The organism is Thioclava kandeliae, assembly GCF_040297545.1.
GTDB lineage: Bacteria > Pseudomonadota > Alphaproteobacteria > Rhodobacterales > Rhodobacteraceae > Thioclava > Thioclava kandeliae.
In genome coordinates, this window is sequence record NZ_JAYWLC010000011.1 from 26,710 (window position 1) to 52,836 (window position 26,127).

Consider the following 26,127-nt stretch of genomic DNA (forward strand, 5'->3'; position numbering starts at 1 on the left):
GCAGTCCTAGCCCAAAAGAGGGCGGTGCCGCCAGAGGCAACTGGGGAAAAGCAGCGCGGGTTACAGGCTGCGCTGGCGTCGGGGATAATAGGTCCATGCGATGAAGCGGCTGGTCTTCTGGCCCTGCGCCATTTCGACCATGCGCATCTCGTCCACCCTCGCGTCACGCAGCAGCCGCTCGAGCACGCGCAGATTGTACTTCTTGGAGACGAGCGAGGTGAACCACAGGCATTGCTCGGCATAGATCCGGCTTTGGGTGATCATCGTCGAGAGAAACCCGATCTCGCCGCCCTCGCACCATAGCTCGGCATTCTGCCCGCCAAAATTCAGCGCCTTCGACTTTCCGTGGCCGAGATTGCGCCATTTGCGCTCGGTGCCCTTTTGCGCCTCCTCCATCGAGGCATGGAAGGGGGGGTTGCAGAGTGTGACGTGGAAAAGATCATCGGCAGTGAGGAGGCCCTTGAAGATATTTTCGGCGTCGGGCTGCTGTCTCAGCTCGATCGGCAGCGCGTTCCGCTCGCAGATTGCCTGCGCCGAGGCGATGGAGACGGGGTCGATATCGGCGCCCGTGAAGCTCCAGCCATATTCGCGCAGCCCTGTCAGCGGGTAGACGAGGCTCGCGCCCGTCCCGATATCGAGCGCACGGATACCCGGCCCGCGCGGGATGCGGCCCCGATCGGCCTCTGCCAGAAGATCAGCCAGATAATGGATGTAATCGACACGACCGGGAATGGGCGGGCAGAGATAGGTTTCGGGGATGTCCCAGTCGTCGATGCCGTAATGCGTCTTCAGTAATGCGCGGTTGAGGGCGCGGACCGCTTTGGCATCCTTGAAATCGATGGTGGTGCCGCCCGAGGGGTTGAGCGTGGTGAAACCGGCCAGATCGGGGCTGTCCGCCAGAAGGCGCGCAAAATCATAGCCGTCCCGATGCTGGTTGCGGGGGTGGAGCAGGGGTTTGCTGGCCATAGGGCGCATCCTCGGATTGCGGCAAAAGGAAAGGCCACCGGACCTGTATCCGGTGGCCATAGGCCCTGTCCTAGCCGACAGAGCGCGCTGGGAAAAGCCGCTTACTTGCGGGTGGTGGGGTTGCGATAGAGCATCCGGCGCACCGAGCCGGTTTTCGAGCGCATCAGCACCGTCTCGGTCTCGATGTAATCGGGGGTGCGCTTCACGCCCTTCATGATCGAGCCATTGGTCACGCCCGTCATCGCCACGATCACATCCGAGGTCACCAGCTCGTCGCGCGCATAGATCTTGTCGAGATCGGTAATGCCTGCCTTTGCCGCGCGGCCCTTCTCGTCATCATTGCGGAACAGCAGCTTGCCCCACATCTGGCCGCCCATGCATTTGAGCGCGGAGGCTGCCAGAACGCCCTCGGGCGCGCCGCCCGAACCCATATACATATCGATACCGGTGGCCTCTGCCTCGGCGCAATGGATGATGCCGGCGACATCGCCATCGGTGATCAGGCGGATCGCGGCGCCGGTCGAGCGGACTTCCTTGATCATGTCCTGATGGCGCTCGCGGTCGAGGATGCACACGGTGATGTCACGCGGTGCCACACCTTGGGCCTTGGCGAGCGCGTTCACGCGTTCGGCGGGCGACATATCGAGGGTGACGACGTCTTTCTCGTAGCCCGGACCGATGGCGAGCTTTTCCATATAGACATCGGGCGCATGCAGCAGCGTGCCGCGCGGTGCCATGGCGATCACGGTCAGCGCATTGGGCATGTCGAGCGCGGTCAGCGTGGTGCCTTCGAGCGGGTCGAGCGCGATATCCACGGCAGGGCCGGTGCCGGTGCCGACTTCCTCGCCGATATAGAGCATGGGGGCTTCGTCGCGCTCCCCCTCGCCGATCACGACCACGCCCTGAATGTCGAGCATGTTCAACTGCTCGCGCATGGCGTTCACGGCCGCCTGATCCGCGGCCTTCTCGTCACCGCGCCCGATCAGATCGGCGCTGGCATGGGCTGCGGCCTCCGATACGCGGGCCAGGCCCAGCGAGAGCATGCGGTCATTGAAATCTACGGGAGTGTTCATGTCTTGTCCTGTTTAATGCGCTTGCGCGCAGTGCAAATGGGCCAACGCCAAGAAAACCCGTTTGCCAGGGCAGGGCAACCCCCGTGACCGCTAACAGCCTGAAGTTAGTGCTTTTGGCGGGCGGATTTCTGCGCGCGGAGCGGGGCAGGGGAAGGCATGCTGCGGTGGGCTGTCCCGCAGGCACAGAGCGGGGGACGCGTCATGAAGAAGGCGGGGACTGGCCCCGCCTTCTCCTTACACTTCCTCGATACGCAGGGCGACGGGGTCGCCTTGCACCACGCCGGTCTGCGGGAAGCTGGCGATTGCGTGGTCGATTGCATCAGTGGTCGTCTTATGGGTGACGATCAGCACGGGGGCGGCGCTATCGGCATGGCCATATTGACGCATCCGCGAGATCGAGATGCCCGCATTACCGAGCGCCTGTGCCACCTTGGCCAGCGCCCCCGGTTTGTCGGCCAGATTGATGCGCAGGTAATAGGGCGCGGGGGCCGTGGCCGAGGCATGGGTCGCATCGCTCAGCTGGGCGGCCGGAATGCCGAAGGTCGGCAGGCGCAAACCGCGCGCGATATCGGAGACATCGCCCATCACGGCGCTGGCGGTCGGGCCCTCGCCCGCGCCTGCGCCCCTCAGCACGATCTGGCCCACGCTATCGCCTTCGATGACCACCATATTCGTGCCGCCCGAAAGCTGGCCCAAGGCCGAGGTGGCAGGCACGAGGCAGGGGGTCATACGCTGCTCGAGGCCACGGCCCGTCATCTGCGCCACGCCCAGCAGCTTGATCTTGTAGCCCATATCGCCCGCACGACGGATATCGTCGATCGAGATGCGCCCGATACCTTCGAGGACCACATCATCGAAGGCCACCTTGGTGCCGAAGGCGATGGAGGCCAGAAGCGAGAGCTTGTGACCGGCATCGATGCCGCCCACATCGAGATTGGGGTCGGCTTCCAGATAGCCCAGCTGGCGGGCTTCCTCGAATACGGTCGCATAGGGCAGGCCCGCATCCTCCATCCGCGTCAGGATGTAGTTGCAGGTGCCGTTCATCACGCCCATGACGCGGCGGATCTGGTTGCCGGCCATGCCTTCGGTCAAGGTCTTGATCACGGGGATGCCACCGGCAACCGCCGCCTCGAAACGGATCACGCGGCCAAGGCTCTCGGCCAGTTCTGCCAGCGACTGCCCGTGATGGGCCAGCAGCGCCTTATTGGCGGTGACCACATCCTTGCCGGTTTTCAGAGCGGCTTCGGTCGCGTCCTTCGCGGCACCTTCATGGCCGCCCATCAGCTCGACGAAAACATCAATGTCGTCGCGCTTGGCAAGGCTGACCGCGTCGGTTTCCCAAGCGTAGCCCGACAGATCGGCATCGCGGTTCTTGGTCCGGTCACGGGCGCAAACGGCGGTGATTTCCACGCGACGGCCCGTGCGGGCGGCCAGCAGCTCGGCATGGCGCTGGACAATCTTGACGACGCCGATCCCCACTGTGCCAAGGCCGGCAATGCCGAGACGAAGAGCGGGGCCGGTCGCGGGCTGTGTGGACATGAGATACCTCATCGGAATTGGTCAGAGTTGGGGTCTGTTAGCCGGAAAACCCTGTCCGTGCAACGCGCATCGTCGGCAAGGCACGGCAGAGATCCATCAGGTGGCGACAGCGAGGTGAAGCTCAGTTCTCGCCGGTCGGGGCATTGCGCAGCGCCTCGGCCTCGGCCCTGAGCGCGTCGGCCCGTGCTTCGAGCGCCCGGCTTGCGGTGTAATCGGGCTCGGGCGTGGGGGTGAGAATCTGGTCGAGGGGAAGAAGCTCGGGATAGCCGCCGTCCATCATCGGCCCTCCGCCACAGGCCGAAAGCGCGGCACAGAGCAGCGGGATCAGGGCGAGGCAGGGCAGATGTCGCATCGATTCTCCTTCCGACGGGGCAGGGCCGACCATAGGCAGGGCCGCAGGTCTTGACCAGCCCGATCGGGGTCCATTGACACGATCAGGATGCGTCATCCCAAGTGATGGCGGTGCCACGCCGACGGGTCACGATGAAGTTCCCGATAGGTATCCCGTCGGCGCTCTGTTCCATGCCGACATTGAACGTGCTCTGGGTGCCGCCACTGCCCGGCAGGAGAAGCACGAGATTGCTGAGATTGAAGGGCGGGCGGTAGCGATAGATCGTCTCGACAATGACCGCTGTATCGCCCGCACCGAGGATCGGAATACGGTCCGCCTGTGTTTTCAGGGATTTCTTCGTTTGCGGTGTCAGCCCGTCAGGCGAATAGGATTCGTCCACACCGACAAACTTGTCCACCCCGTCGCAGACATTGGTATTGTTCTTCGCGCCGCATGTGATGAGGGTGACCCGCAGTGAGGTCTGCCCGTCGAAGCTGGACCGCGACGCAAAGTCGAAGACCTTCTTCATCCCCGCGATATAGGCGGGGCCGATGGCCGAACGCTCGCGCGAGAGGATATCGGCCACATCATAGGACGCGCGAGCGACCTCGCCTTTGGTGCGGAACGCATCGTAGAACTGGAAGGCCAGAAAGACCCAGACGGTCAGGATCAGATAGCCGAAGACCGCCTCGATCGGGATCGAGCCGTCTTCATTGTGGCGCAAGCGGGAGAGGCGGAGGCGTATCATTGCTGGATCGGTTCGTTGGCAAAGACAGTGATCGATACGAGGTTCATCTCTCCGTCATCATCCTTGGCAAGCATCGCCCATTTCAGAATGCTCGCGGCAGAGATATTCATCAGCGTGTCTGTCAGCAGGGAAGGCACTTTGAGACAGGCCCGCATCAGCATGATCTGGTTCTCGGTGCCCTGCTGGAGGACGGGTTTCGCATCTAGTGCCTTGCCGTCGCTATAATCATGACAGATGGCCGTCGTGCTCCAGTCGGGAGCGGTCCATGTGCTCCGGTCGACGGCGACAAGCTCGATGGTCAGCTGGTCTGTGCAGTGCTTGATTAGGCCGATATTGCGGCACATATTGCTCTTGATCTTTTCCTGGGAGGGGAAAGTGCTGCCATAGGTCTGCAGTCGCAGGTTGCGCGCGGTGATCTCGAGACCGCGATCGAGCATGGTCTGTTTGCTCTGGAGCACAAAGATCTGCACACCCGCAAAGACGAACATCAAGAAAAAGGGCAGGACGATGGCCGCGGCCACCGTGCTGGCGCCGGATTGGTCGTGGTGGAAACGTCCGAGTAGGCTTCGTCGCATCGTCTTCCCTCAATTCGTCAGGCGTAGCGAGTTGATCGAGGCAGCGATCTCGGCGAAGGCATCGGTCAGTTCGTCTGAGGTGATGTCATAGTAATAGCCATCGCCCGACGAACAGGATTTCAATATAGCGGCACCGTTATCGGGGGCATCGACCGCGAGCGTATAGATCAGGATGTCATTGGCTTTCGCGGTGGTGCAGATCGCCTTAAGCGCCGTGTCCTTTTTGGTGAAGGTGTTGCCATCGGAAAAAACGGCGTAGGTGCCCGGGAAAGATGTGCTGCGTTTGATGGTCTTATAGACTGCATCGAAATAGGTATAGGCAACGTATTCGTGCCGGAAATTGAGTTTGCCCCAGACCGTCGACCAGTCGATTTGGTAGAGCTTGCCCGTGTCGGAGACATAATTCTTCTGTGTGCCGCCATAACGGGATGTGGAGGTCGTGTAGAAGCCATTGCTGTCGCGGTAATACCACTTCTTGTTGGTCAGACGATACCATTTGGTGGTGCTGTAGCTATCGTCGTGCCAGTAGAGCGAGTCCCATTCGCTGGTCGTGGAGCTGTTGGTGGAGCCGGAATCGGCAGGGTTCAGCGAATCCGCGCTTTTGGTCGAGTAGAGTTCGGAGGGTCCGCTTTGATATTTCTGTTTGATGCTGAACGACCCGGTATTCTCGCCATCCGTCATCAGGACCATTACCTTGATCGAACGGTCGTCGATATCTGCCGTGCCATCAAGGTCGTACTCATAGGGGCGGGCGTCGAGGGAGGAGTCCACGTCCCCTTCGCTGATCAGATTGTCGACGACCGGCTGGGCCGCAGGATCAAGCAGTGCCAGACCCCAGCGCGCACCGATATCGATGGCCGTATCGCCACTGGCCTTCAGGCTGCCGATCTTTTTCTCGATGTCGGTCTGTGAATTGCTGAAGGGCAGGACCGGGGAGTAGCTTTGCTCGTCGCAGTTCGACACCCAGGTGTGATAGGGGAACTGCCATCCGTTATAGTTGTCGGCATTATAGCCGAAGCGCACATAGTAATCGAGGCTGTCGCCCGACATCGTGCGCTGGATCGCAGTGGTCGGGCTGATGGCGATGGTATCGGTCGGCAGCAGGAAGACATCACCACAGGTCGTGTCCGTCTGTTCGGTGGACAGGTTGAACTGTGCCGCCAGATCATCGCCCAGAACGACCTGCTGGTTATAGGGGATGACCGAGATCGACAGCCGTCCATCGGGTGCGTTTTCGGGCTGCACTTTGGTAAACATTTGGTCCACGAATGTATCCGCGCCCTTCTGCAGGGCCGCGAGGCGGGTCACGCCGTCACCGACATCGGTCGCCATCGAGCCCGACACGTCGAGCACCAGCGAGACCTCGACATTGCCGATGGCCTCATAGGCCTCGCTGACGATCTTGGTGGAGAGCGTCTTGATGCCGATCTGCGCGAGTTGTCCCATGAAGCTCGTCGTCATGGTATCGGTCGCCTCGATGCGGACCCTGCGCCATTCCCCGTAGCTACCTTCGGTGACGGTCACGGTCCGGTCGACATCCTCGAGCCCCGCTTTCTTGAGATAGTCATCCACGACAAGCTCGGGTTCGAGTTCCTGGCTTAGCGAGGCGGCGGCAAGGGAGGCACGGTCAAGGACCGCAAGGATCTGGGTCCGGCGGGCTTCGAAATGCATGAAGTCGAGCGCCACGCCCGAGAGGACCAGCAGCACCGTCAGCAGGATGATCACTAGCGGAAGGATCGCGCCGGTTTCCTCGTCGCGCATCCGCATGGCAGGCCGTAGGCTCCGGCAGGCCATATCGGGCAGGCGGGTGCGGCTATGGACCATTGGACGAACTCCGGGCGGGCAGAGGGGGACGTGGAACGAGGCTACTTCTTCATGTCTTCTTAATCTTTTGCATGGGGCAGAATTGGGGCAATTCTCGGGCAGGAATGGTGTTTGTGTTGAGCATTCAGGGAGGATTGCAGCGAACTGTTCAGATTGGATCAATCACGGTAGGCAAAGCGGCCTGAATCTAGCGCGTATTTTAGCTATCTCGGCACTTTCTTGATGCTTTGCGGCCAAAACATGTCGGATCGGATCCGGCGGCAGGCCGGAGAATTTTGCGTCAACTTGATCCCGCACCCTCTGGACAGGGGCGCGAACTGCGCCGATATACTCCCTATGAGCTTGCCGCCAGGATTCCTCGACGAACTACGCAACCGCCTCTCGATCTCGCAGGTGATCGGGCGGAAAGTCATGTGGGATAATCGCAAGTCCAATCAGGCCAAGGGCGATATGTGGGCACCGTGCCCGTTCCACCAGGAAAAATCCGCGTCTTTCCATGTGGATGATCGCAAGGGCTACTATTACTGTTTTGGCTGCCATGCCAAAGGTGACGCGCTGACCTTCGTGCGCGAGACCGAGAATGTCGGGTTCATGGAAGCGGTCGAGATCCTCGCCACCGAGGCGGGGATGCAGATGCCCGCCCGCGATCCGCGGGCGCAGGAGAAATCCGACCGCCGGACCGAGCTTGCCAAGGTCATGGAAGAGGCGCTGAAATTCTACCGTCTGATGCTCAACACGCAGGCGGGGCAGGGTGCGCGCGACTATCTCGCACGGCGCAAGTTGGGCCCCGAGGCGCAGGCGCGTTTCGAGATAGGCTTTGCCCCCGATGGCTGGCAGGGCCTGTGGGATACGCTGCGCGCCAAGGGAATCGCCGAGGACCTGATCATCGGTGCGGGGCTCGCCAAGGCCTCGACCAAGGGAAAGCAGCCCTATGATGTCTTCCGCAACCGCATCATCTATCCGATCCGGGATCCCCGCGGGCGCTGTATCGGCTTTGGCGGGCGGGCGATGGACCCCAATGATAACGCCAAGTATCTGAATTCGCCCGAGACCGAACTCTTTGACAAGGGCCGCTCGCTCTATAATCACGGGCCCGCCCGCGAGGCGTGCGGCAAGGGGGCGCAGCTTGTGGTCTGTGAAGGCTATATGGATGTGATCGCGCTCGTGGAGGCGGGGTTCGGTGGCGCGGTAGCGCCTCTGGGCACCGCTGTCACCGAGACCCAGTTACAGCTTTTGTGGCGTATCCATGACGAGCCGGTCATCGCGCTTGATGGTGATACGGCCGGTATCCGCGCTGCCCATCGGGTGATCGATCTTGCACTGCCGCTGATGGAGGCGGGCAAGGGGCTGCGCATCGCGATCATGCCCGAAGGACAGGACCCCGACGATCTGATCAAGGCCAAGGGCCGCGAGGCGATGGCCGAGGTGCTGAAGACCGCGCGTCCGATGATCGAGCTGATGTGGAGCCGTGCCATCGAGGGGCGTGTGTTCGACAGCCCCGAGCGCAAAGCCGCGCTCGACAAGGAACTGCGCGCGGCAATCTCGCAGATCAAGGATCCCTCGATTCGAGCGCATTATGGTGAGGAAATCCGCCAGAAGCGCCGCGAACTGTTCGGGCTGGGCCGCGAGCCCGAGCGGGATCTCTCGGGTCGTGGGGCTTACTCACAGAGCTATCAACAGGATTATCAACAAGGCGGTGGTAATTTCCGCCGTAATTATCCACAGGGCCGCAATGGCGGGCGGGGCGGTTGGGGCAAGCTGCCCGCGCTGCCGCTCGAGCAGACCCGCAACTCCATGCTGGCCGTGGCGCAGGATGCGGCGGTGGCCGAAAATCTGCGCGCGGCGATGGTGCTGGCGATCTTTGTTTCGCATCCACGGCTGGTGGCCGAGTTCGAGGCGCAGCTGGAAAATGCACCCTTTGCCAATCCCGATCACGACCGGTTACGCAATCTGATGCTCCGGAATCTGGGGCTTGAGCCGGAAGAATTGACGCGGCTCTTGCAAAATCAGATGGGGGACTATCTTGAAAATATGATGAGTTTGCCCCATCTCCGTAGCGCGCCGCCCGTGGTGAAGGTTACGGATACGGCGCTTGCGCGTATGTGTCTGGCCGAAGAACTGGCAAAACTCGACGCCGAACGGGCCGTGCGGGCCGAAGTGGAAGATGCGATGGAAGACTTGGAAGGCGTCGCCGATGAAGGGCTGACATGGCGCCTGAGCCAAGCAACGCGACAAAAACAGAAGGCGTCGCGTTCAAAACTGGATGATACGAGTGATATGGGGGAAGACCGGGCCGCGCTTTCGGCGTATTTGCAATCGGTCATCGATCAAGAGATATGGCGGAAGAAAAAATGACGCGGTGATGCAACGCCCTGAATATGATCGATTCACCCCCCTGTGATTCGGTCGAATGATTCGATAATACAGCGGGATATGATTCGTACCCGCCCTAGCCGTGCTACAGCCCAAGCCGATCAAGGAGCGCCCATGGCCGCCAAAGACATCGACGATAACAAGCCTAATACCGCCAATGACGATGGTACGTCCTTCGACATGTCGAAGACGGCGGTCAAACGCATGATCGCCGAGGCCAAGGAAAAAGGTTACATCACCTATGACCAGCTGAACGCGGTCATGCCGCCCGATCAGGTGTCGGGCGACCAGATCGAGGACGTCATGTCGATGCTCTCAGAGATGGGCATCAATGTGATCGAGGACGAGGAAGCAGACGAGGATGCGTCCGAGAATGACGGCTCCTCTTCCGGCGGTGCGCTGGCCACTGTTGGCGGCGGTTCGCGCGAGGTCGCGCTTTCGTCGGGCTCCGGCGAGACGTTGGACCGCACCGATGACCCCGTTCGGATGTATCTGCGCGAGATGGGCTCGGTGGAACTGCTGTCGCGCGAGGGCGAGATCGCCATCGCCAAGCGGATCGAGGCGGGCCGGAACACCATGATCGCCGGGCTGTGCGAAAGCCCGCTGACCTTCCAGGCGATCACGATCTGGCGTGACGAACTTCTGGAAGAAGACATTCTGCTGCGCGACGTGATCGACCTCGATGCGACCTTCGGCCGCTCGCTCGATGAAGAGGGCGAGGATGACGAGCATGTCGTTGGTGGCGTCGGCGGTGGTGATGCGCAGGTGCGCCCTGCCGAAAAGACGCAGGAATTCGACGCCGACGGCAATCCGATCGATTCGGATGACGAGGATGAGGACGACGCGCCCAACATGTCGCTCGCTGCGATGGAAGCCGCGCTGAAGCCGCGTGTTCTCGAGACGCTCGAATCCATCGCGCTGCTTTATGACGATCTGGCCGAAATGCAGGATATGCGGATGTCGGCCACCCTGAACGAGGATGGCACCTTCTCGGTCTCCGATGAGGCGGCCTATCAGAAGAAGCGCTCCGAGATCGTCGAGCTGGTGAACTCGCTTCATCTGCATAACAACCGGATCGAGGCGCTGATCGATCAGCTTTACGGGATTAACCGCCGTATCATGTCGACCGATTCGGCGATGGTGAAACTGGCTGATCAGGCCCGTATCAACCGCCGCGAATTCGTGGAATCCTATCGTGGCTACGAGCTGGACCCGACCTGGGTCGATGCAATGGCTGCCAAACCCGGCCGTGGCTGGCAGGTCCTGATGGAGAAATATCGCGACAAGGTGGAAGAGCTGCGTGGCGATATGGCCCAGATCGGGACCTATATCGGTGTGGATATCACCGAGTTCCGCCGCATCGTGAATCAGGTCCAGAAGGGCGAGAAAGAGGCGCGCGCCGCCAAGAAGGAGATGGTCGAGGCCAACCTCCGTCTGGTGATCTCGATCGCCAAGAAATACACCAACCGCGGTCTGCAATTCCTCGATCTTATCCAGGAAGGGAATATCGGCCTGATGAAGGCTGTGGATAAGTTCGAATATCGCCGCGGCTACAAGTTCTCGACCTATGCGACCTGGTGGATCCGTCAGGCGATCACCCGCTCGATCGCCGATCAGGCGCGCACCATCCGTATTCCGGTGCACATGATCGAAACGATCAACAAGCTGGTCCGCACCGGTCGTCAGATGCTGCACGAGATCGGCCGGGAGCCGACGCCGGAAGAACTGGCCGAAAAGCTGCAGATGCCGCTCGAGAAGGTCCGCAAGGTGATGAAGATCGCCAAGGAGCCGATCTCGCTCGAAACCCCGATCGGGGACGAGGAAGACAGCCAGCTGGGCGATTTCATCGAGGACAAGAATGCCGTGCTGCCGCTCGACAGCGCGATTCAGGAAAACCTCAAGGAAACCACCACGCGGGTTCTGGCCTCGCTCACCCCGCGCGAGGAACGGGTTCTGCGGATGCGTTTCGGCATCGGCATGAATACCGACCATACGCTCGAAGAAGTGGGTCAGCAGTTCTCGGTGACGCGCGAGCGGATCCGTCAGATCGAGGCGAAGGCGCTGCGCAAGCTGAAGCACCCCTCGCGCTCGCGCAAGCTGCGGTCGTTCCTCGACCAATAACCTATGTGGCCAGAAACGATTGAAGGCCCGCTGGATCGTATCGCGCGCGTGGTGGAAACCGCGCGCGCTGCGCATTTCAGCGAGGCGGTAACGCTCGAGAATGCCCATTGGGGCGAGGATCTGGACGCCCGCTTCCCGTGGGAATGTGGCGCGATCTATCTGATCGAGGATCTGGGCGATCCGGCGGAGACGGCGGAGGCTTTTACGCTCTATCGCCAGAACCTGACACCGCAGAACCGCCACCGGCTGAAGATCTTGCAGCCCACCGGCAGCGGGTCACAGGTGCTGCATGTGGGGGCCTGCAGCCGTAATCTGCGCGGCGCGCTGCGCCAGCATGTGATGTCGGTCACCGCCGCCACCCCCGCGCTGAAACTCAGCTGGTGGTATACCCCGCGCCCCTACCGCATCCACCTGCGTCGCTATGATGTGGACCCGCCAGTGCTGGACCTGATCCGTTCGGCAATGGTCGAGGAAATGCGTCCGGCCTTCGCCTGACGCTGCGGTGCGGAAAAAGCTGGAAATCCGGCGCAGGCTCGGCATGATGGGCCGTGTTCCATGTATGCGTTTCGGCCAGGTTTTCCGGCCTTCACCCTCTACGGACATCGAAGGAGCCAGCCCATGTTCTCGCTTGCCGGTCAGAAAGCCCTGATCGTTGGGATCGCCAACGAGAGCTCCATCGCCTATGGCTGCGCCAAGGCGCTGAAGGCCCAAGGGGCGGATCTGGCGATCACCTATCTCGATGAAAAGGCCGAGAAATATGTGCGCCCGCTGGCAGAGGAGCTGGGGGCAGAGATCTTTGCTCCGCTCGATGTGTCCGATCCAGACCAGCTGACGGATCTCTTTGTGCAGATCACCGCCAAATGGGGGCGGCTCGATACGCTTTTGCATTCCATCGCCTTTTGCCCGAAGGAGGATCTGCATGGCCGCGTAACCGATTGCTCGCGCACGGGGTTCACGCAGGCGATGGATATCTCGGTCGGGAGTTTTATCGAACTGGTCCGCCGCGCCGAGCCGCTGATGGGGCAGGGTGGCACCTGTATGACTGTCAGCTTCTACGGCGCCGAGAAGGTCGTGAAGGATTACAATATCATGGGGCCGGTCAAGGCCGCGCTGGAATCGGTCTCGCGCTATATGGCGGCGGAACTCGGGCCCAAGGGTATTCGCGTACACGCGCTCTCGCCCGGTCCGCTCAAGACGCGTGCCGCCAGCGGAATTGCGCATTTCGACGAGATGATGGATGCCGCCAGCGCCCGTGCGCCCACCCATCAGCTTGCCACGATCGAGGATTGCGGGGCCTATGCGGCCTTTCTGGCGAGCGCCGAGGCTGCCAATATCACCGGCGGACTGCATTACATCGACGGCGGTTTCAACATTACCGGATAGGGGCTAGCCGAACCGCATTTCGGGCACATCTCCTACATGGATCAGAGGGGCTTCGGTTAGTGCCTCGATTTCGGCTACGCTCACTTCCGGCGCCCGCTCGATCAGATGCAGCCCGTTCTCGCGCGGCTCGATCACGGCCAGATCAGTGACGATCAGGCTCACGCGGCGCTCGGCCGTGAGCGGCAGGGTGCATCGCGTGACGATTTTCGGCGCGCCATTGGCAGCATGCTGCATCGCCACGATAACCCGTTTGGCCCCCGCCACCAGATCCATCGCGCCGCCCATTCCGGGGATGCGCTTGCCGGGCACCATCCAGTTGGCCAGATAGCCGCGCGCATCCACCTGCAACCCGCCCAGCACCGTCACATCCAGATGCCCGCCACGGATCAGCCCGAAGCTCATCGCGCTATCAATGGACGCCGCTCCCGGCACGGCAGTCACAAACGTGCCGCCCGCATCGGTCAGATCGGGGTCTTCCATCCCGTCCGGCGGGCGCGTGCCCAGCCCGATCACGCCGTTTTCGGCCTGAAAGAAGACATTCCTCTCGGGCGGGACATAGGCCGCCACCAGCGAGGGCAGGCCGATCCCCAGATTGACCAGTGTTGCCGGCTGGATCTCTTGCGCAACACGTCGAGCGATGAGTTCTTTCGGCTCCATCAATGTGCCCTTTCCAGCAGGTGATCGACCAGCACACCGGGGGTCTTTACGCCGTCCGGCGGGATCGCCCCCACCGGCACGATCAGGCCGGGTTCGGCGATGACAGTGGTTGCGGCCAGCGCCATCACCGGATTGAAGTTATGGGCGGTCATCGAATAGGTGAGATTGCCAACATAATCGGCCTCATGCGCGGCAATCAGGGCGAAATCGGCGCGGAGCGGCTTTTCAAGCAGGAACGCCTTGCCATCAATCGTCAGCACCTCCTTGCCCTCGGCGATCCGTGTGCCCACGCCGGTGGGCGTCAGCACACCGCCAAGGCCCATGCCGGCGGCGCGGATCCGCTCGGCCAGCGTGCCCTGCGCAACCAGCTCGACCTCGATCTCGCCCGCAATCATCTGGGCCTGTGTCTCGGGGTTGAGCCCGATATGCGAGGCGATGACATGGCGGACGGCCCGCGCGGCAACCAGCTTGCCGATCCCCTCATTGGGGCGGCATGTATCATTGGCGATTACGGTGAGGTCTCTCACACCCGCGGCCACCAGCGCATCGATCAGGCGGTGGGGCGAGCCCACGCCCATAAATCCACCGATCATCACAGTGGCTCCGTCGGGGATGAGGGCAGCAGCTTTCTCGGCAGTCAGGGCTGGTTTCACAATCGCACCTCCACATCCGCCACGAGAGGCGGCCCGAAATGGAACGTCATCAAAACGCGTAATCCGACTATTGATGAGGAGGGTGATGAATTCAACGTGTGATTGAAATGTATCTTTGATTCTGGAGATATCGGGACCGGATGACCGGCCCCGATATGCGTGGATCAGAGTGCCTTTCGGACCGTTTCTGCCATCGGCTCGGTCGGGCGGCCCAGAAGGCCCGAGAGGGTCTTCGATTGGTCATCCAGCCAGCCTTCGCCCGCGCGCACCGAGCTGTCGACCAGAACATCGGCAAAGCCGTCGGGGATGCCTGCGCCAACGAGCGCGGCCTTGTACTCGGCAGGCGGCAGATCGGCATAGGCCACCGGCTTGCCCGAGGCTATGGCGACCATCGCCGCCAGCTCGGCGCCCGTATAGCCCGCATCGCCCGCCAGTTCGTAGACCTTGCCCGCGTGATCGCCCCCCGCCAGCACGATCGCTGCGGCTTCGGCATAATCTGCACGCGGGGCCGAGGCATAACGGCCCTCGCCCGAAGCACCGATCATCGCGCCATGCTCCACGGCATAATCGAGCCCTCCCAGCATGTTTTCCGAATACCAGCCATTGCGCAGCAGCGCATAGGGGATGCCCGAGGCGGCCAGCGCCTCTTCGGTGGCTTTATGCTCGACCGCAAGGATCATCGGGGACACGGTTGCCTGCAGGAGCGAGGTATAGGCGATAAAACCCACGCCCGCCGCCTTGGCCGCAGCCACCACATTGCCATGCTGGCGCGCGCGCTGGCCGACCTCGGAGCCCGAGATCAACAGAAGGCGGTCGACGCCCTTGAAGGCGGCAGTCAGCGCCTCGACATCGTCATAGGAGGCTACAGCCGTGCCATAGCTCTGGGCGGCCAGAGCAGTTGCGGCCGCTTCACGGCGCACGAGTGCGGTGATGTCGGATTTCGCGACGCGGGTGGAAAGCTGTTCGAGAACGGCAGAGCCGAGCTGACCGGACGCTCCGGTGACCATGTAACGCATTGTCTGTTCCTTCGGTTACGAATCTAGTATAGGTCTCGTTTAGAGACCAAAGGCCCCCGTGTGAAGGAGGCAGGTTTCGTGAACAAGGTAACACAGAGGGAACCATCATGACGCAGGCAGAGATATTGCTGGATGCCAGAGGGCGCGATCTGGCCGATTGTCCGGTGCGCCATGTGCTCGACCATTTGGCCGCCAAATGGACGACGCTGATCGTGCTGGAGCTGGCCGAAGGGCCGCGCCGGTTCTCGCAACTCTCGAAAGCGCTGCCCGATATTTCCAAGCGGATGCTGACCCAGAGCCTGCGTGATCTGGAGCGCGACGGGCTGATCTCGCGCGCGGTCTTTGCCACCAAGCCCCCCAGCGTCGAATACAGCCTGACCGCGATGGGGCATTCGCTTCTGCCGCCGCTGATCGGGCTCATCGACTGGGCCAAGGCGAATGGGCCACAGATCGCAGATGCCCGAACGGCATTTGCCAGCTAATCTTTTCAACTTGCCTCTTGCTTGCTATGCCTTAACAAGTTGCAGCCCAGAGGTGAAAATGACGCGTAGATTCCTGTCCCTGTTGTGCCTGCCGCTTCTGGCGGGCTGCACGCTGGATGCCAATGGCCGTCCGGCCTTCATGATGCATAATAGCGGTCCGTCGATGGATCAGCCGGGGACCTGCTTCCTCTATGTCGAAGACCCGAAGGACGGCACTTATAATCTTGTAAGCGGGATCGGTAACGGCACGATGCGCCCCTGGGCCACGCGCAAACGCGATCTGGATGCGGCGGCGCTTGACGCGGCATGGGCCAAGGAACGGCGTATCATGGATGTTAATCCCGAATGCTTGGCGATCCTCGCCAGCGACCGTAGCGATCCGCGCCCCGTTTCGGAGTAACCTCCATGGCGCATCGGGACTTTCGGGTGCAGACCCGCGGGCAAGGGCTTTACGAGGTCACACGCGAGCTGGCCGCATGGGTGGCGGAGGTGGCCCCTTCCGAGGCACTGCTGACGCTGTTTATCCGCCATACCTCGGCCAGTCTCCTCATTCAGGAAAATGCCGACCCCGATGTGCAGACAGATCTGAAGGGTTTTTTCCACCGGCTTGTGCCACCCACGACGGACCCGAGCCAGTCGTGGATGGTGCATACCTATGAGGGCCCCGACGATATGCCCGCCCATGTGAAGGCGGCACTTCTGCCGGTCTCGCTGCAGATCCCGGTTCTCGACGGGCGCATGGCTCTGGGCACATGGCAGGGGGTCTATCTCTTCGAGCATCGCGATAATCCCCATAGCCGTCATATCACCGCAATGCTGCGCTGAGTCTGATCGGCCACAGGTCCGTATCTACATGATTTGGTAGCGTCACTTTATGGCTACCCAATGATTCGCGTCTCCCCTATAGTCTTGTGGATAAGTGGGGCATCAGACCCCATAGAGGCGGTTTTTACAGGAAAAGGGGGACGCGATGCGCTGCCCGTTTTGCGGAAATGTTGATACGCAGGTAAAGGACTCGCGTCCGGCCGAAGATCATGTCGCGATCCGGCGCAGGCGTTTTTGCCCCGCCTGTGGTGGACGGTTCACGACCTATGAGCGGGTCCAGTTGCGCGATCTTGTCGTGGTGAAAACCAATGGCAAGCGTGAGGATTTCGAGCGCACCAAGCTGGAGCGGTCTATCCGGATCGCCATGCAGAAGCGTCCCGTAGACCCCGAGCGCATCGACCAGATGATCTCCGGCATCGTGCGGCGGCTGGAAAGCATGGGCGACACGGATATCCCCTCGAAGACGATCGGCGAGATCGTCATGGAGGCGCTGGCCCGTATCGATACGGTCGGGTATGTGCGCTTTGCCAGCGTTTACAAAAACTTCCAAGAAGCGGACGATTTCGACAAATTCGTCTCCGAGCTGCGTCCGGGCACGCCTGACTGATGCAGGCGGACGAACGGTTCATGCGGTTGGCCCTGTCGCTTGCGCGGCGGGGTCTTGGCAATACATGGCCCAACCCTGCGGTGGGCTGCGTGCTGGTGAAGGATGGCGTGATCGTGGGGCGCGGCTGGACCCAGCCGGGCGGGCGTCCCCATGCCGAACGCCATGCGCTGGCGCAGGCGGGCGAGGCCGCGCACGGTGCTACGGCCTATGTCACGCTCGAACCCTGTTCGCATTATGGTCATACGCCGCCCTGTTCGCTGGGGCTGATCGAGGCCGGGGTCGCGCGGGTGGTCTCGGCGCAGACCGACCCCGATCCGCGGGTAGCCGGGCGCGGTCATGCCATGCTGCGCGAGGCGGGGATCACTGTCACGGAAGGCACGCTCGAGGCCGAGGCACGCGCGCTTCAGGCCGGTTTTCTGTCACGGATCGAACATGGGCGTCCCTGGCTGGCGCTGAAACTCGCCACTTCTTTCGATGGCCGGATCGCCCTCTCCAACGGCCAGAGTCAATGGATCACCTCCGCGCAAGCCCGCGCGCATGTGCATGCACTGCGCGCCGAGTTCGATGCGGTCATGGTGGGCGGGGAGACGGCGCGCGCCGATGATCCTCTGCTGACAGTGCGTAATTTTACCCCGATCCGGCAGCCGGTGCGGGTGGTGGCGGCCTCACGGCTCGATCTGCCGCGCGCCCGCTTGGCGGGCTCTGTTTCCGATGCGCCGCTCTGGCTGGTCCATGGCCCCGATGCGCCGGCGGAGGCGCGGGCCTATTGGCACGGGCAGGGGGCGGATCTTACGCAGGTGCCACTTGGCGCGGGCGGGCTCGACCCAAAGGCGCTGATGGCGGCGCTTGGGGCGGCTGGGCTCACGCGGGTCTTCTGCGAGGGCGGCGGGCGGTTTGCGGCGGCCCTGATGCAGGCGGGGCTGGTCGATGAGCTGATCGGCTTTACCGCAGGCAAGGTTCTGGGCGGAGATGGCCGCGCGGCTCTTGGCCCGATGGGGCTGGAGGCGCTGGATCAGGCCCCGCACTACCAGCTTGTCAGCCAGCGCGAGATCGGTGGCGATGTGCTCCACCGCTGGCGGCGGACCTAACCTCTGGGCGGTTTCAGTAGATCCTGAAGTTTCGATAAGATCCGAAGCCCGATAGGCGCGGGGAGCGATGCCGCCAGCCTGTCCACGGCCACTTCGGGCGGGCAGGGCAGCCCGCTGACCGGATCGCGATAGCGCGGATAGGCGATCAGCGTGGCATGGGCCAGCTGCCACAGATCGGGCCGCGCCAATCGGCGCGCGGGCGATGGCTGCAGATCGCGCGTCAGCCCCCAGCCGGCATAGAAAGGTGTGCCGAGGCACGTCACCGGCTTGCCGCGGATCAGCGCCTCGAACCCCATGAGCGAAGTCATCGTCCAGACCTCGTCACAGGCCTCGATCAGCGCAACCCCGTCGGCATCCGCGCAGACCTGATTGGCCAGACGCGCCAGATCCTGTGGCGCGACCGCGCCTTTACGCAGCCCTGCCTCGACATCGGGATGGGGCTTGTAGATCACCACCGCTTGCGGGTTCTCGCTGCGCACCCGCTCGAGAAGCGCCAGATTGCTCTGCGTGCTCGGGCTACCCTTCAGGATCGAGGCGTCATCCTCCACCTGTCCGGGCACGAGGATCCGATGGCCCTCGGGCAGGGTAGGCCGTGCGCCGGTGAGGTTGTATTTCGACAGACCCGCCTTCACGATCCGGTCCAGCAGCGCCTCGATGCGCCGACGCTCGGGCTCCGAAATCGGACGGGCGATCAGCTTTTCCAGATCCGAGGGGGCGGACGGGTCGTAATAGATCCCCTGCCGGTCGGTCACCAGCGACAGGGGCGGCGTCAGTTTTGCGCCGAGGCCACGGGAGCGCAGGAAGCCGTCCTCCATCCGCCACGCGCCCGCGGGCCTGCCGGGTTTGGATGCCCAATGGACGGGCTGGCCCGCCCCCGTGGCTTGCCCGAAGCCGACCTTCCCGTAGTCGCCATAGACCTGCCGCAGATGTTTGTGCTTCCAGCGGCTCATGCCGGTCATTCTATAGCCGTGCTGGTCCTCGCGGTAGGCGCGGGTCTGGGCGGCGAGCTGGTTGGTGGCTTCCTCGAAGCTGCAGATCCGGTTGTGGCACGGGTCGAACCAAGTCGGTGCCATGAGGTGCGAGACGGCGAAGATCTGTGCGCGGGTCAGGCGGCGCGCGCGACGCGGGGGGGCGTTCTCGTCAAGGCTTAACCCCCATCCGGCATAGAAAGGCTGGCCGAAGACCCGTGGTTTGTGTCCCGCAAGGATTGCCTCGTAGCCCATCAGCGAGGAGACGGTATAGACCGCGATCGCTCCCTCCAGAAGCGCCCATGGCGAATGGGGCGCGCTGACCAGCTCGGTCAGCGCATCGCAATTCTCGGGGCCGTAATGGCCTGCGCGCAACCCCGCACGGGTCTCGGGATGGGTCTTGATCAGGATGCGCGCCTTAGGGTTCTCGATCCGCGCCACGGCCAGCATCTCGCGGAAGGTCCGCGCGGACGCCGCGCCATAGGTGATAGAGGCATCGCCCTGAATCTGGTCGATGACCAGCACATAACCTGGAGCGGGGGGCTGCAGGGAGGGATCGAAGGCGTTGTATTTGGAAAGATCAAGCGCCTTGAGGCGGTCGATCCCTTGGCGTGCGCGGGTTAGGAGGGCCGCATCATCCAACGGGGCCTTTGCCAGCAGCATCTCGATCCGCGAGGGGCGGGTGCCATCGAAATGCACCCCCAGCGGGTCAATCATCAGCCCAAGCGGCGGGTCCCCCTCGCGCCCTGTCCGCACCGATCGGAGAAAGGCATCCTCCAGCCGGACCAGCGTCGCACCTGTGCGGGCCGCGATGGCCTCACCGCGCTTTGCATAGGGCGAGCGGCCCCAGACGGCCACGCCATCCCCCGTTGACGGGAGGCCCAGATGCAGGCTATGGCCTGCGGCCTTGAGGATCCGGCGCAAACGGGGCTGGCGCAAAAAACCGCCATTATAGAAGAAAAGCCGCCGGGGAACCCCGGCGGCCATATCGTCATCTTCGGCCAGAGGCATTAATTGGCCAGATTGTTCAGCGTATTGACCGTGCCCAGCGAGCCGGTCAGCGCCGAGAGCGTCTTCGACCATTGGACATAGGGTGCTTCGGTCACATAAACCGTATCACCATCGCGGATGGCGAAGTCGCGGGCCATGAACATCCCGTTGGGCTCGGTCAGGTTGAGGACATAGACCATGCGCTGGTCGCCCACGAGATCGTCGCGGCCAAGGACGGCGCGGGCGATCTCCTGCGGCTCGTTGCGGAAGACGAAGACGCCGGTCGGATCGGCGGTGCTGGTCTGCAAGCCGCCCACGGTGGCGATGGCCTCGAGGGCCGAGAGGGTCTTCGTCTCGAAGGGCACACGCGCCTGCGTGCCGGTCGCGCCGAGGGCGGTGAAGGCGCGGGTATCTTTCTCGATCAGGATTTTGTCGCCATTGCGCAGGGCGATATCCATCTGCGGATTGGAATAGAGATCCGAGAGCCAGACGGTGCCGGTCTGGCCGGTCTTGCGGGTCACCGTGACCCGTGCAATCGCGGGATCGATGGAGACGCCACCTGCACGGGCGATCATCGCCGAGAGGGTGCGGGTCGGACGTTCGATCGCGTAGACGCCCTGACCGCCGATCGTGCCGGTCAGCGAGACGGTGGAGCCGTCGCCCGCCACGCGCGAGACGGCGACCTGCGGATCGGGCGTCTGGGCGTCGAGCTTGTCGGTGATCAGGCGGCGCAGCCCTTCGGGGGTATTGCCCGCAGCCTTGATGCGGCCTGCATAGGGCACGAAGATATAGCCCTGTCCGTCCACCTGCACATCGGTGAGCTGGGTCGCGCTGGTACCCTGCTGCACGAGGAGACCGTCATCGACGTTTTCCCACACGGTCAGCGCCAGCGTATCGCCGGGATTGATGGTATCGGACCCGAGCACTCCGGCATTGCGGAAGCTTGACGAGAAGCCGAACGCGGGCTGCACGGCGGTGGCGCGGGCCACATGGTCATTGACCGAGACGACAAAGGCATCGCCCTGACGCATGACGGAGCCTGCGAAGATCTCGCGCTTGTTGGGGCCGGAGCGCGGGAGCGCGCAGGCGGCCACGCTGAAGACCAGCGTCGAAAGGACCAGCACGCGCGTGGCTCTGGAGATAGTCGTATTCACTGCTCGAGCTCCTCTTTCGGGATGCTTCTCAATAGATATGCGATATGCATTTTGTGGGGCAGCGTCGCAGAAAGCCTAAGTAAAATCCAGTTACGTCACTTTATTACGCGCAACTGTTGCCGAGGTGCCGCTGTTCCGGAGGTCAGCGCATCATAGGGATCTTCGGTCGAGAGCATCATGTCGACGACCTGCCGCAGAAGCGTTCGCCGACCCTTGGCCGAGTAGAAACCGCCAGGGACCTGGCTGGTTTCCAGCAGATAATGGCGGTAATCGCGATAGGCGCGGGTGTCCGGGCGCGCAGGCGCAGTGAAGAAATCGGGCAGCGACTGCTGCGAGACGAATTCGGGCTTGTCATAGACCGCCGCGCCGAAAGCCTTGATTGGTAGCCCGCGCCAGAGCACCTGTTGGGCGGCGGTGGAGTTGACCGTAACGGCGGAGCGGGCCTGTGCCAGCAGACCGGCCAGTTTGCCGCCGCGCACGAAATGGACCCGCCCCTTGAGCCCGTAGCGGGCCACACCGTTGCGGATCGCCGCTTCAATGGGCGCACGGCCATCTTCAAGCGGATGGGCTTTCAGCACCAGATGGTGATGGCTGGGCGCGCCTGCGGCAAAGTCCTTCATCACCAGATCGAGGAAGTCGGTCTGGCTGGCAAAGGGGGAGTGCATGACGAAGCTACTGTCATGTTCAAGCTGCATCAGCACAAGATGATAGGGAAAACCGCCATATTTCACGCGCGAGGTCGCGAGCCAGCGTTGGAGCATATGAAGGGGCATCCGTAGCATACGGCGCAGATAGAAGCGGAACTCCTCCATCACCGTGACCCCGCGATGCGAGCGGAAATTGGGCCAGCGACTGGCCCCGCGCATGACGCGGAAATGGTAGAGCGCGCCGTAGAAGACATGATGGCGCATATCGCCCCAGCGCGGCGGCGCATCGGGGAAGTCGATATCGGATTGGTCGAGCGCCGCGCGCATCTGCTCCACGCTCATCTCCATCAGCCGCGAATGCCCGTTGGAGCCGCCGCGTTCATAGGTGATCCAGTAGGGGCGCAGATAGCCCTCCTCGAAGACATGCACGCGGATACCTGCGGCCCGCGCGGCGATGATGGCTTGTGCATGGATCGCGCGGGTGTCGCCATAGAGCACGATATCGGTGATCTGTTTCTCGAGGAAGAGATCGGTCACGGCCTCGAGCCATGCCTCGGGTGTGCCCTGCCATGGGATAAAGGTCTCGGGGTCATGCCAGAAGGCCGCATCCCCGCCATTGAACCCCACACGCCACACCTTGGCCCCCGCACGGCCCAGCATCTGGGCCAGCTGACGGAAGAAGGGCCCGTGAGGGCCTTGCAGCAGCAGGAAATGGCGATTGTCGAACAGGGGCATAGGCGGAGTGATCCGGGACTGATGACGAAGTGGTGCGACGAGGAATCGCACGAATTCCCTTGGGTAAGGTGAATTTGTGTCACAATTCTGGCCAAGAATAGATCAATATTTAGACAAATCATATAGGGCCACGGGGATGCTGAGAATATGTGCGTATATGTAGCGACCCCAGTTCTTGCACCGCTCTGCCCCTCGGGCTAGGGGAAGGGGGACTGAAAAGGAGAGACGGATGTTCACCGGGATCATTACCGATATGGGCGAAGTTCTTGCGCTGGAACAGCAGGGTGACCTCTGGGCGCGGATCGGCACCTCTTACGATGTGGATACGGTGGATATCGGGGCCTCCATCGCCTGCGACGGGGTCTGCCTGACCGTGATTTCCAAGGGTAAGGACCCGCAGGACTGGTTCGATGTGCAGATCTCGGCGGAAAGCGTCGCCAAGACCAATATCGGACGGAATTCATGGCATGTGGGCCGCCGCCTGAACCTCGAGCGCGCGCTCAAGGTGGGCGACGAACTCGGCGGCCATATCGTGGCGGGCCATGTCGATGGCGTGGCCGAGATCGTGTCGATCCGTGACGAGGGCGACAGCTCGCGTTTCACCTTCCGCGCACCCGATGATCTGGCCAAGTTCATCGCGCCCAAAGGCTCGGTGACGCTTAATGGCACGTCGCTTACCGTGAACGAAGTGTCGGGGGCGGAATTCGGTGTGAATATCATTCCGCATACCAAAGAAGTGACAACATGGGGCACGGCCAAAGCCGGCGACCCGATCAATATCGAGATCGATACGATGGCGCGTTACGTCGCGCGCCTGCAGGAGTGGAACGCATGAGCGAGATTAAACCCGTGGACAAATCCGGCACCCATGATGTTCCGGGCCCCGTCGAGGAAAGCTATCGCGATGCGATCTCCTCCATCGAGGAAATCATCGAGGATGCCCGTAACGGTCGGATGTATATCCTTGTCGACCACGAGGACCGCGAGAACGAGGGCGATCTGTGCATCCCCGCCCAGATGGCGACCCCCGATGCGATCAATTTCATGGCGACCCATGGGCGCGGGCTTGTCTGCCTTGCGCTGACCTCGGACCGCGTTGATGCGCTGGGGCTGCCGTCCATGGCGGCCTCCAACAGTTCGCGTCAGGAAACCGCCTTTACCGTCTCGATCGAGGCCCGTGAGGGGATTTCGACCGGTATCTCGGCACATGACCGCGCGCGCACCGTATCGGTGGCCATCGACCCGATGAAGACGGGCGATGATCTCGCTTCGCCGGGCCATGTCTTCCCGCTGCGTGCCCGCGATGGCGGTGTGCTGGTGCGGGCCGGCCATACCGAAGCCGTGGTCGATGTCTCGCGTCTGGCGGGCATGAACCCTGCCGGTGTGATCTGCGAGGTCATGAAGGAAGACGGCACCATGGCGCGTCTCCCCGACCTGATCGCCTTCGGCCAGAAATACGGTATCAAGATCGGCACGATCTCCGATCTGATCGCCTATCGCCGCCGCTACGACAACCTCGTGACCGAAACCGCCCAGAAGCCCGTGACCTCGGTCCATGGCGGCGATTGGGCGATGCGCGTGTTCACCGACGATCTGGAGGGCGCCGAACATATCGTGCTGTCGAAGGGCGATCTGACGGGCGAGGCGCCGGTTCTGGTGCGTATGCATGCGCTCGATCCGCTGGGCGATGCGCTGGGTCTCGTGCCGGGCCGCGAGGGCGATATCGGGCGTGCGCTCGATGCGATTGCCGCCGAGGGTCGTGGCGTGTTCGTGGCGCTGCGCGATCCGGGCATGAAGCTGCCGCTGGTCGATGAGGGCAGCCCCAACACGCTGCGCCAATACGGTCTGGGTGCGCAGATCCTCGCGGCACTGGGCCTGTCGAAGGTCGAGCTGCTGACCAATTCCCCTCTTCCCAAAGTCGTCGGGATCGATGGCTACGGGCTCGAAATCTGCGCGACGCGTAAATACTGATAGGACAAGACGATGGCCGAATCTGAGACCCATTACACCCTTCCGGCGCCGAGCTTCGACAAGCCCGTGCGGATGCTGATCGTGGTGGCGCCCTATTACAAGGAGATCGCGGATCACATGGTGAAGGGTGCGCGCGAGATGGCGGAAAGCTGTGGCGCGGTGGTCGATATCGTCGAGGTGCCCGGTGCGCTGGAGATCCCGACCGCGATCAAACTGGCCGCGCGTATGGCCGATTACGACTGTTTCACCGCTCTGGGTTGCGTGATCCGCGGCGAGACCACGCATTATGACACGGTCTGCAATGACAGCTCGCGCGCGATCCAGCTGATGGGGCTCGAGGGTATCTTGATCGGCAACGGCATCCTGACGGTCGAGAATTACGATCAGGCCGAGGTGCGCGCCAATACCGCCAAGGCGAACAAAGGTGGCGGAGCTGCTGCTGCGGCCTTGCATTTGCTCGCTCTATCGCGCAAATGGGCGAACCGGACAAAAGGGATTGGCTTCCGCCCGCAGGGCGAGTCGGTCCGCATTGCCGGTGAAGCCGAAGGAACCAAGACCGCATGACCGAAGATATGCCCGCCGAAAAACCGCGCAAACCCTCGCTCGAGGAAAAGCGCCGGATGAAATCCGCAGCACGGCTCTATGCCGTGCAGGCCCTGTTCCAGATGGAAGCAGGCGGTCAGTCTGCGGATAAGGTGCGGGCAGAGTTCGAGAATTTCCGCTTTGGGGCGGTGATCGACGATGTCGAGATGTCGGAAGGAAATGTGGATCTGTTCCGCCGGATCTTGGATGACGCGGTAATGTGGCAGGGCAAGATCGACAAGGCCACCGATAAGGCGCTGCTGGAGAGCTGGCCGCTGAACCGGATTGATTCGGTTTTGCGTGCGCTCTTCCGTGCGGCAGGGGCCGAGCTGGTCAATCCGGCGACTCCGCCGAAAGTAGTGATCAACGAATTCGTGGAAGTGGCTCGCGCCTTCTTCCCCGATGGCCGCGAACCGAAATTCGTGAATGCCGTCATCGACAATATGGCCCGCCAGCTGCGCGACGATATGGCCTGAGCCGTTGCAGGACGGGCTGCAAGAAGGGGCTGCGGCCCCTTTTTTCATGCCTGCATGCGGGAAGTGTTGTCCGAATAATAAGCAATTTGAGAATCGCCTCTTGGTTTTTGGAAACGATGCGTTACATTGAATGTAACAACTAGAGGACGCGCCCATGCTTGTTCTGCTCAACACCCTCGTTTCTTCTGCAACAGAGCTCGTTTCGGGCCTGACTGGGTTATTCCGGCATGATGGCCGGTCCGGTCACGGGATGCGCGCGCAGGATCTGCAGTTGCAACCGGTGCGCGTCCGTGCCGATGCACCGACGAAGCTCCAGCGCCAACTGCGCCGTTAAGTTCACCGG

At 62.3% G+C, this 26,127-nt stretch carries 27 protein-coding genes; 14 read left to right on the forward strand and 13 right to left on the reverse strand.

Annotation, left to right across the window (positions count from 1 at the left end; translation table 11 throughout):
* Nucleotides 1–60 precede the first annotated feature (60 nt).
* The 7 genes from rlmF to VSX56_RS13405 form a co-directional block, all read right to left on the reverse strand.
* Entirely contained in the window at nt 61–966 is a 906-nt protein-coding gene (gene rlmF, locus VSX56_RS13375) for a 23S rRNA (adenine(1618)-N(6))-methyltransferase RlmF (RefSeq protein ID WP_339111984.1), read from the reverse strand.
* Nucleotides 967–1,067: 101 nt separating this feature from the next.
* A complete protein-coding gene (glpX, locus tag VSX56_RS13380; protein WP_339111985.1) occupies nt 1,068–2,039 on the reverse strand; it encodes a class II fructose-bisphosphatase in 972 nt (323 codons plus the stop codon).
* 234 nt (nt 2,040–2,273) lie between these two features.
* Complete coding sequence (locus VSX56_RS13385; protein ID WP_350937784.1) at nt 2,274–3,578, reverse strand: homoserine dehydrogenase; 1,305 nt, start codon at nt 3,576–3,578, stop codon at nt 2,274–2,276.
* Nucleotides 3,579–3,699: 121 nt separating this feature from the next.
* Nucleotides 3,700–3,930, reverse strand: coding sequence for a hypothetical protein (locus VSX56_RS13390; protein WP_339111987.1), 231 nt, complete (start codon nt 3,928–3,930; stop codon nt 3,700–3,702).
* Nucleotides 3,931–4,012: 82 nt separating this feature from the next.
* Complete coding sequence (locus tag VSX56_RS13395; RefSeq protein ID WP_339111988.1) at nt 4,013–4,657, reverse strand: TadE/TadG family type IV pilus assembly protein; 645 nt, start codon at nt 4,655–4,657, stop codon at nt 4,013–4,015.
* Entirely contained in the window at nt 4,654–5,232 is a 579-nt protein-coding gene (locus VSX56_RS13400) for a TadE/TadG family type IV pilus assembly protein (protein ID WP_339111989.1), read from the reverse strand. The genes VSX56_RS13395 and VSX56_RS13400 overlap by 4 nt, the downstream gene beginning before the upstream one ends.
* Nucleotides 5,233–5,241: 9 nt before the next feature.
* Nucleotides 5,242–7,056 (reverse strand): pilus assembly protein TadG-related protein, encoded by a 1,815-nt coding sequence (locus VSX56_RS13405; RefSeq protein WP_350937788.1) that lies wholly within the window; start codon nt 7,054–7,056, stop codon nt 5,242–5,244.
* 336 nt (nt 7,057–7,392) lie between these two features.
* Between VSX56_RS13405 and dnaG the strand changes: the two genes are divergently transcribed.
* From dnaG to fabI, 4 genes are all read left to right on the forward strand, one after another.
* On the forward strand, nt 7,393–9,411 hold the full coding sequence (dnaG, locus tag VSX56_RS13410; protein ID WP_350937791.1) for a DNA primase: 2,019 nt from the start codon (nt 7,393–7,395) through the stop codon (nt 9,409–9,411).
* Nucleotides 9,412–9,543: 132 nt separating this feature from the next.
* Nucleotides 9,544–11,550 (forward strand): RNA polymerase sigma factor RpoD, encoded by a 2,007-nt coding sequence (gene rpoD / locus VSX56_RS13415; RefSeq protein ID WP_350937793.1) that lies wholly within the window; start codon nt 9,544–9,546, stop codon nt 11,548–11,550.
* Nucleotides 11,551–11,553: 3 nt separating this feature from the next.
* A complete protein-coding gene (locus VSX56_RS13420) occupies nt 11,554–12,045 on the forward strand; it encodes a hypothetical protein (protein WP_339111993.1) in 492 nt (163 codons plus the stop codon).
* 123 nt (nt 12,046–12,168) lie between these two features.
* Complete coding sequence (gene fabI, locus VSX56_RS13425) at nt 12,169–12,933, forward strand: enoyl-ACP reductase FabI (protein ID WP_350937795.1); 765 nt, start codon at nt 12,169–12,171, stop codon at nt 12,931–12,933.
* A 3-nt stretch (nt 12,934–12,936) separates the two neighbouring features.
* On the opposite strand, the gene VSX56_RS13430 is transcribed toward fabI, so the two are convergent.
* The 3 genes from VSX56_RS13430 to VSX56_RS13440 form a co-directional block, all read right to left on the reverse strand.
* Nucleotides 12,937–13,590 (reverse strand): 3-oxoacid CoA-transferase subunit B, encoded by a 654-nt coding sequence (locus VSX56_RS13430; RefSeq protein WP_350937798.1) that lies wholly within the window; start codon nt 13,588–13,590, stop codon nt 12,937–12,939.
* Nucleotides 13,590–14,243, reverse strand: a complete 654-nt coding sequence (locus VSX56_RS13435) for a CoA transferase subunit A (protein ID WP_350937800.1) — start codon at nt 14,241–14,243, stop codon at nt 13,590–13,592. The genes VSX56_RS13430 and VSX56_RS13435 overlap by 1 nt, the downstream gene beginning before the upstream one ends.
* Nucleotides 14,244–14,407: 164 nt before the next feature.
* Nucleotides 14,408–15,259, reverse strand: coding sequence for an NAD(P)H-binding protein (locus VSX56_RS13440; RefSeq protein WP_350937802.1), 852 nt, complete (start codon nt 15,257–15,259; stop codon nt 14,408–14,410).
* Between the two features lie 107 nt (nt 15,260–15,366).
* Here VSX56_RS13440 and VSX56_RS13445 point away from each other — a divergent pair, with 107 nt between their 5' ends.
* The 5 genes from VSX56_RS13445 (at nt 15,367) to ribD (ending at nt 18,261) form a co-directional block, all read left to right on the forward strand.
* Complete coding sequence (locus tag VSX56_RS13445) at nt 15,367–15,741, forward strand: winged helix-turn-helix transcriptional regulator (protein WP_350937805.1); 375 nt, start codon at nt 15,367–15,369, stop codon at nt 15,739–15,741.
* Nucleotides 15,742–15,799: 58 nt separating this feature from the next.
* Nucleotides 15,800–16,141: a hypothetical protein gene (locus tag VSX56_RS13450; protein WP_339111999.1), complete on the forward strand. Its 342-nt coding sequence runs from the start codon at nt 15,800–15,802 to the stop codon at nt 16,139–16,141.
* Nucleotides 16,142–16,146: 5 nt separating this feature from the next.
* Nucleotides 16,147–16,566 (forward strand): secondary thiamine-phosphate synthase enzyme YjbQ, encoded by a 420-nt coding sequence (locus tag VSX56_RS13455; protein WP_350937808.1) that lies wholly within the window; start codon nt 16,147–16,149, stop codon nt 16,564–16,566.
* Between the two features lie 145 nt (nt 16,567–16,711).
* Entirely contained in the window at nt 16,712–17,173 is a 462-nt protein-coding gene (nrdR, locus tag VSX56_RS13460) for a transcriptional regulator NrdR (RefSeq protein ID WP_339112001.1), read from the forward strand.
* Nucleotides 17,173–18,261: a bifunctional diaminohydroxyphosphoribosylaminopyrimidine deaminase/5-amino-6-(5-phosphoribosylamino)uracil reductase RibD gene (ribD, locus tag VSX56_RS13465; RefSeq protein ID WP_350937811.1), complete on the forward strand. Its 1,089-nt coding sequence runs from the start codon at nt 17,173–17,175 to the stop codon at nt 18,259–18,261. The genes nrdR and ribD overlap by 1 nt, the downstream gene beginning before the upstream one ends.
* Here the strand turns inward: ribD and VSX56_RS13470 are convergent.
* The 3 genes from VSX56_RS13470 to VSX56_RS13480 all read right to left on the reverse strand — a co-directional run bounded on the left by VSX56_RS13470 (nt 18,258) and on the right by VSX56_RS13480 (nt 22,755).
* Nucleotides 18,258–20,240 carry a capsule polysaccharide biogenesis protein gene (locus VSX56_RS13470; protein ID WP_434096038.1) on the reverse strand — a complete coding sequence of 661 codons (1,983 nt, stop codon included), beginning with the start codon at nt 20,238–20,240 and terminating at the stop codon, nt 18,258–18,260. The two genes, ribD and VSX56_RS13470, sit on opposite strands and share 4 nt — an antisense overlap.
* Entirely contained in the window at nt 20,240–21,361 is a 1,122-nt protein-coding gene (locus VSX56_RS13475) for a polysaccharide biosynthesis/export family protein (protein ID WP_406871165.1), read from the reverse strand. Before VSX56_RS13475 ends, VSX56_RS13470 begins: the two co-directional genes overlap by 1 nt.
* Nucleotides 21,362–21,468: 107 nt before the next feature.
* The gene (locus tag VSX56_RS13480) at nt 21,469–22,755 is read right to left on the reverse strand and encodes a capsule polysaccharide biogenesis protein (RefSeq protein ID WP_350937816.1); all 1,287 of its coding nucleotides are present in this window, start codon (nt 22,753–22,755) and stop codon (nt 21,469–21,471) included.
* Between the two features lie 229 nt (nt 22,756–22,984).
* Here VSX56_RS13480 and VSX56_RS13485 point away from each other — a divergent pair, with 229 nt between their 5' ends.
* The 5 genes from VSX56_RS13485 to VSX56_RS13505 all read left to right on the forward strand — a co-directional run bounded on the left by VSX56_RS13485 (nt 22,985) and on the right by VSX56_RS13505 (nt 26,118).
* Complete coding sequence (locus tag VSX56_RS13485) at nt 22,985–23,590, forward strand: riboflavin synthase (RefSeq protein WP_350937818.1); 606 nt, start codon at nt 22,985–22,987, stop codon at nt 23,588–23,590.
* Nucleotides 23,587–24,726 carry a 3,4-dihydroxy-2-butanone-4-phosphate synthase gene (gene ribB / locus VSX56_RS13490; protein ID WP_339112007.1) on the forward strand — a complete coding sequence of 380 codons (1,140 nt, stop codon included), beginning with the start codon at nt 23,587–23,589 and terminating at the stop codon, nt 24,724–24,726. Before VSX56_RS13485 ends, ribB begins: the two co-directional genes overlap by 4 nt.
* A gap of 12 nt (nt 24,727–24,738) precedes the next feature.
* A complete protein-coding gene (locus VSX56_RS13495; RefSeq protein WP_339112008.1) occupies nt 24,739–25,290 on the forward strand; it encodes a 6,7-dimethyl-8-ribityllumazine synthase in 552 nt (183 codons plus the stop codon).
* Complete coding sequence (nusB, locus tag VSX56_RS13500) at nt 25,287–25,784, forward strand: transcription antitermination factor NusB (protein WP_339112009.1); 498 nt, start codon at nt 25,287–25,289, stop codon at nt 25,782–25,784. The genes VSX56_RS13495 and nusB overlap by 4 nt, the downstream gene beginning before the upstream one ends.
* A gap of 154 nt (nt 25,785–25,938) precedes the next feature.
* A complete protein-coding gene (locus VSX56_RS13505) occupies nt 25,939–26,118 on the forward strand; it encodes a hypothetical protein (RefSeq protein ID WP_339112010.1) in 180 nt (59 codons plus the stop codon).
* Nucleotides 26,119–26,127: the final 9 nt, after the last annotated feature.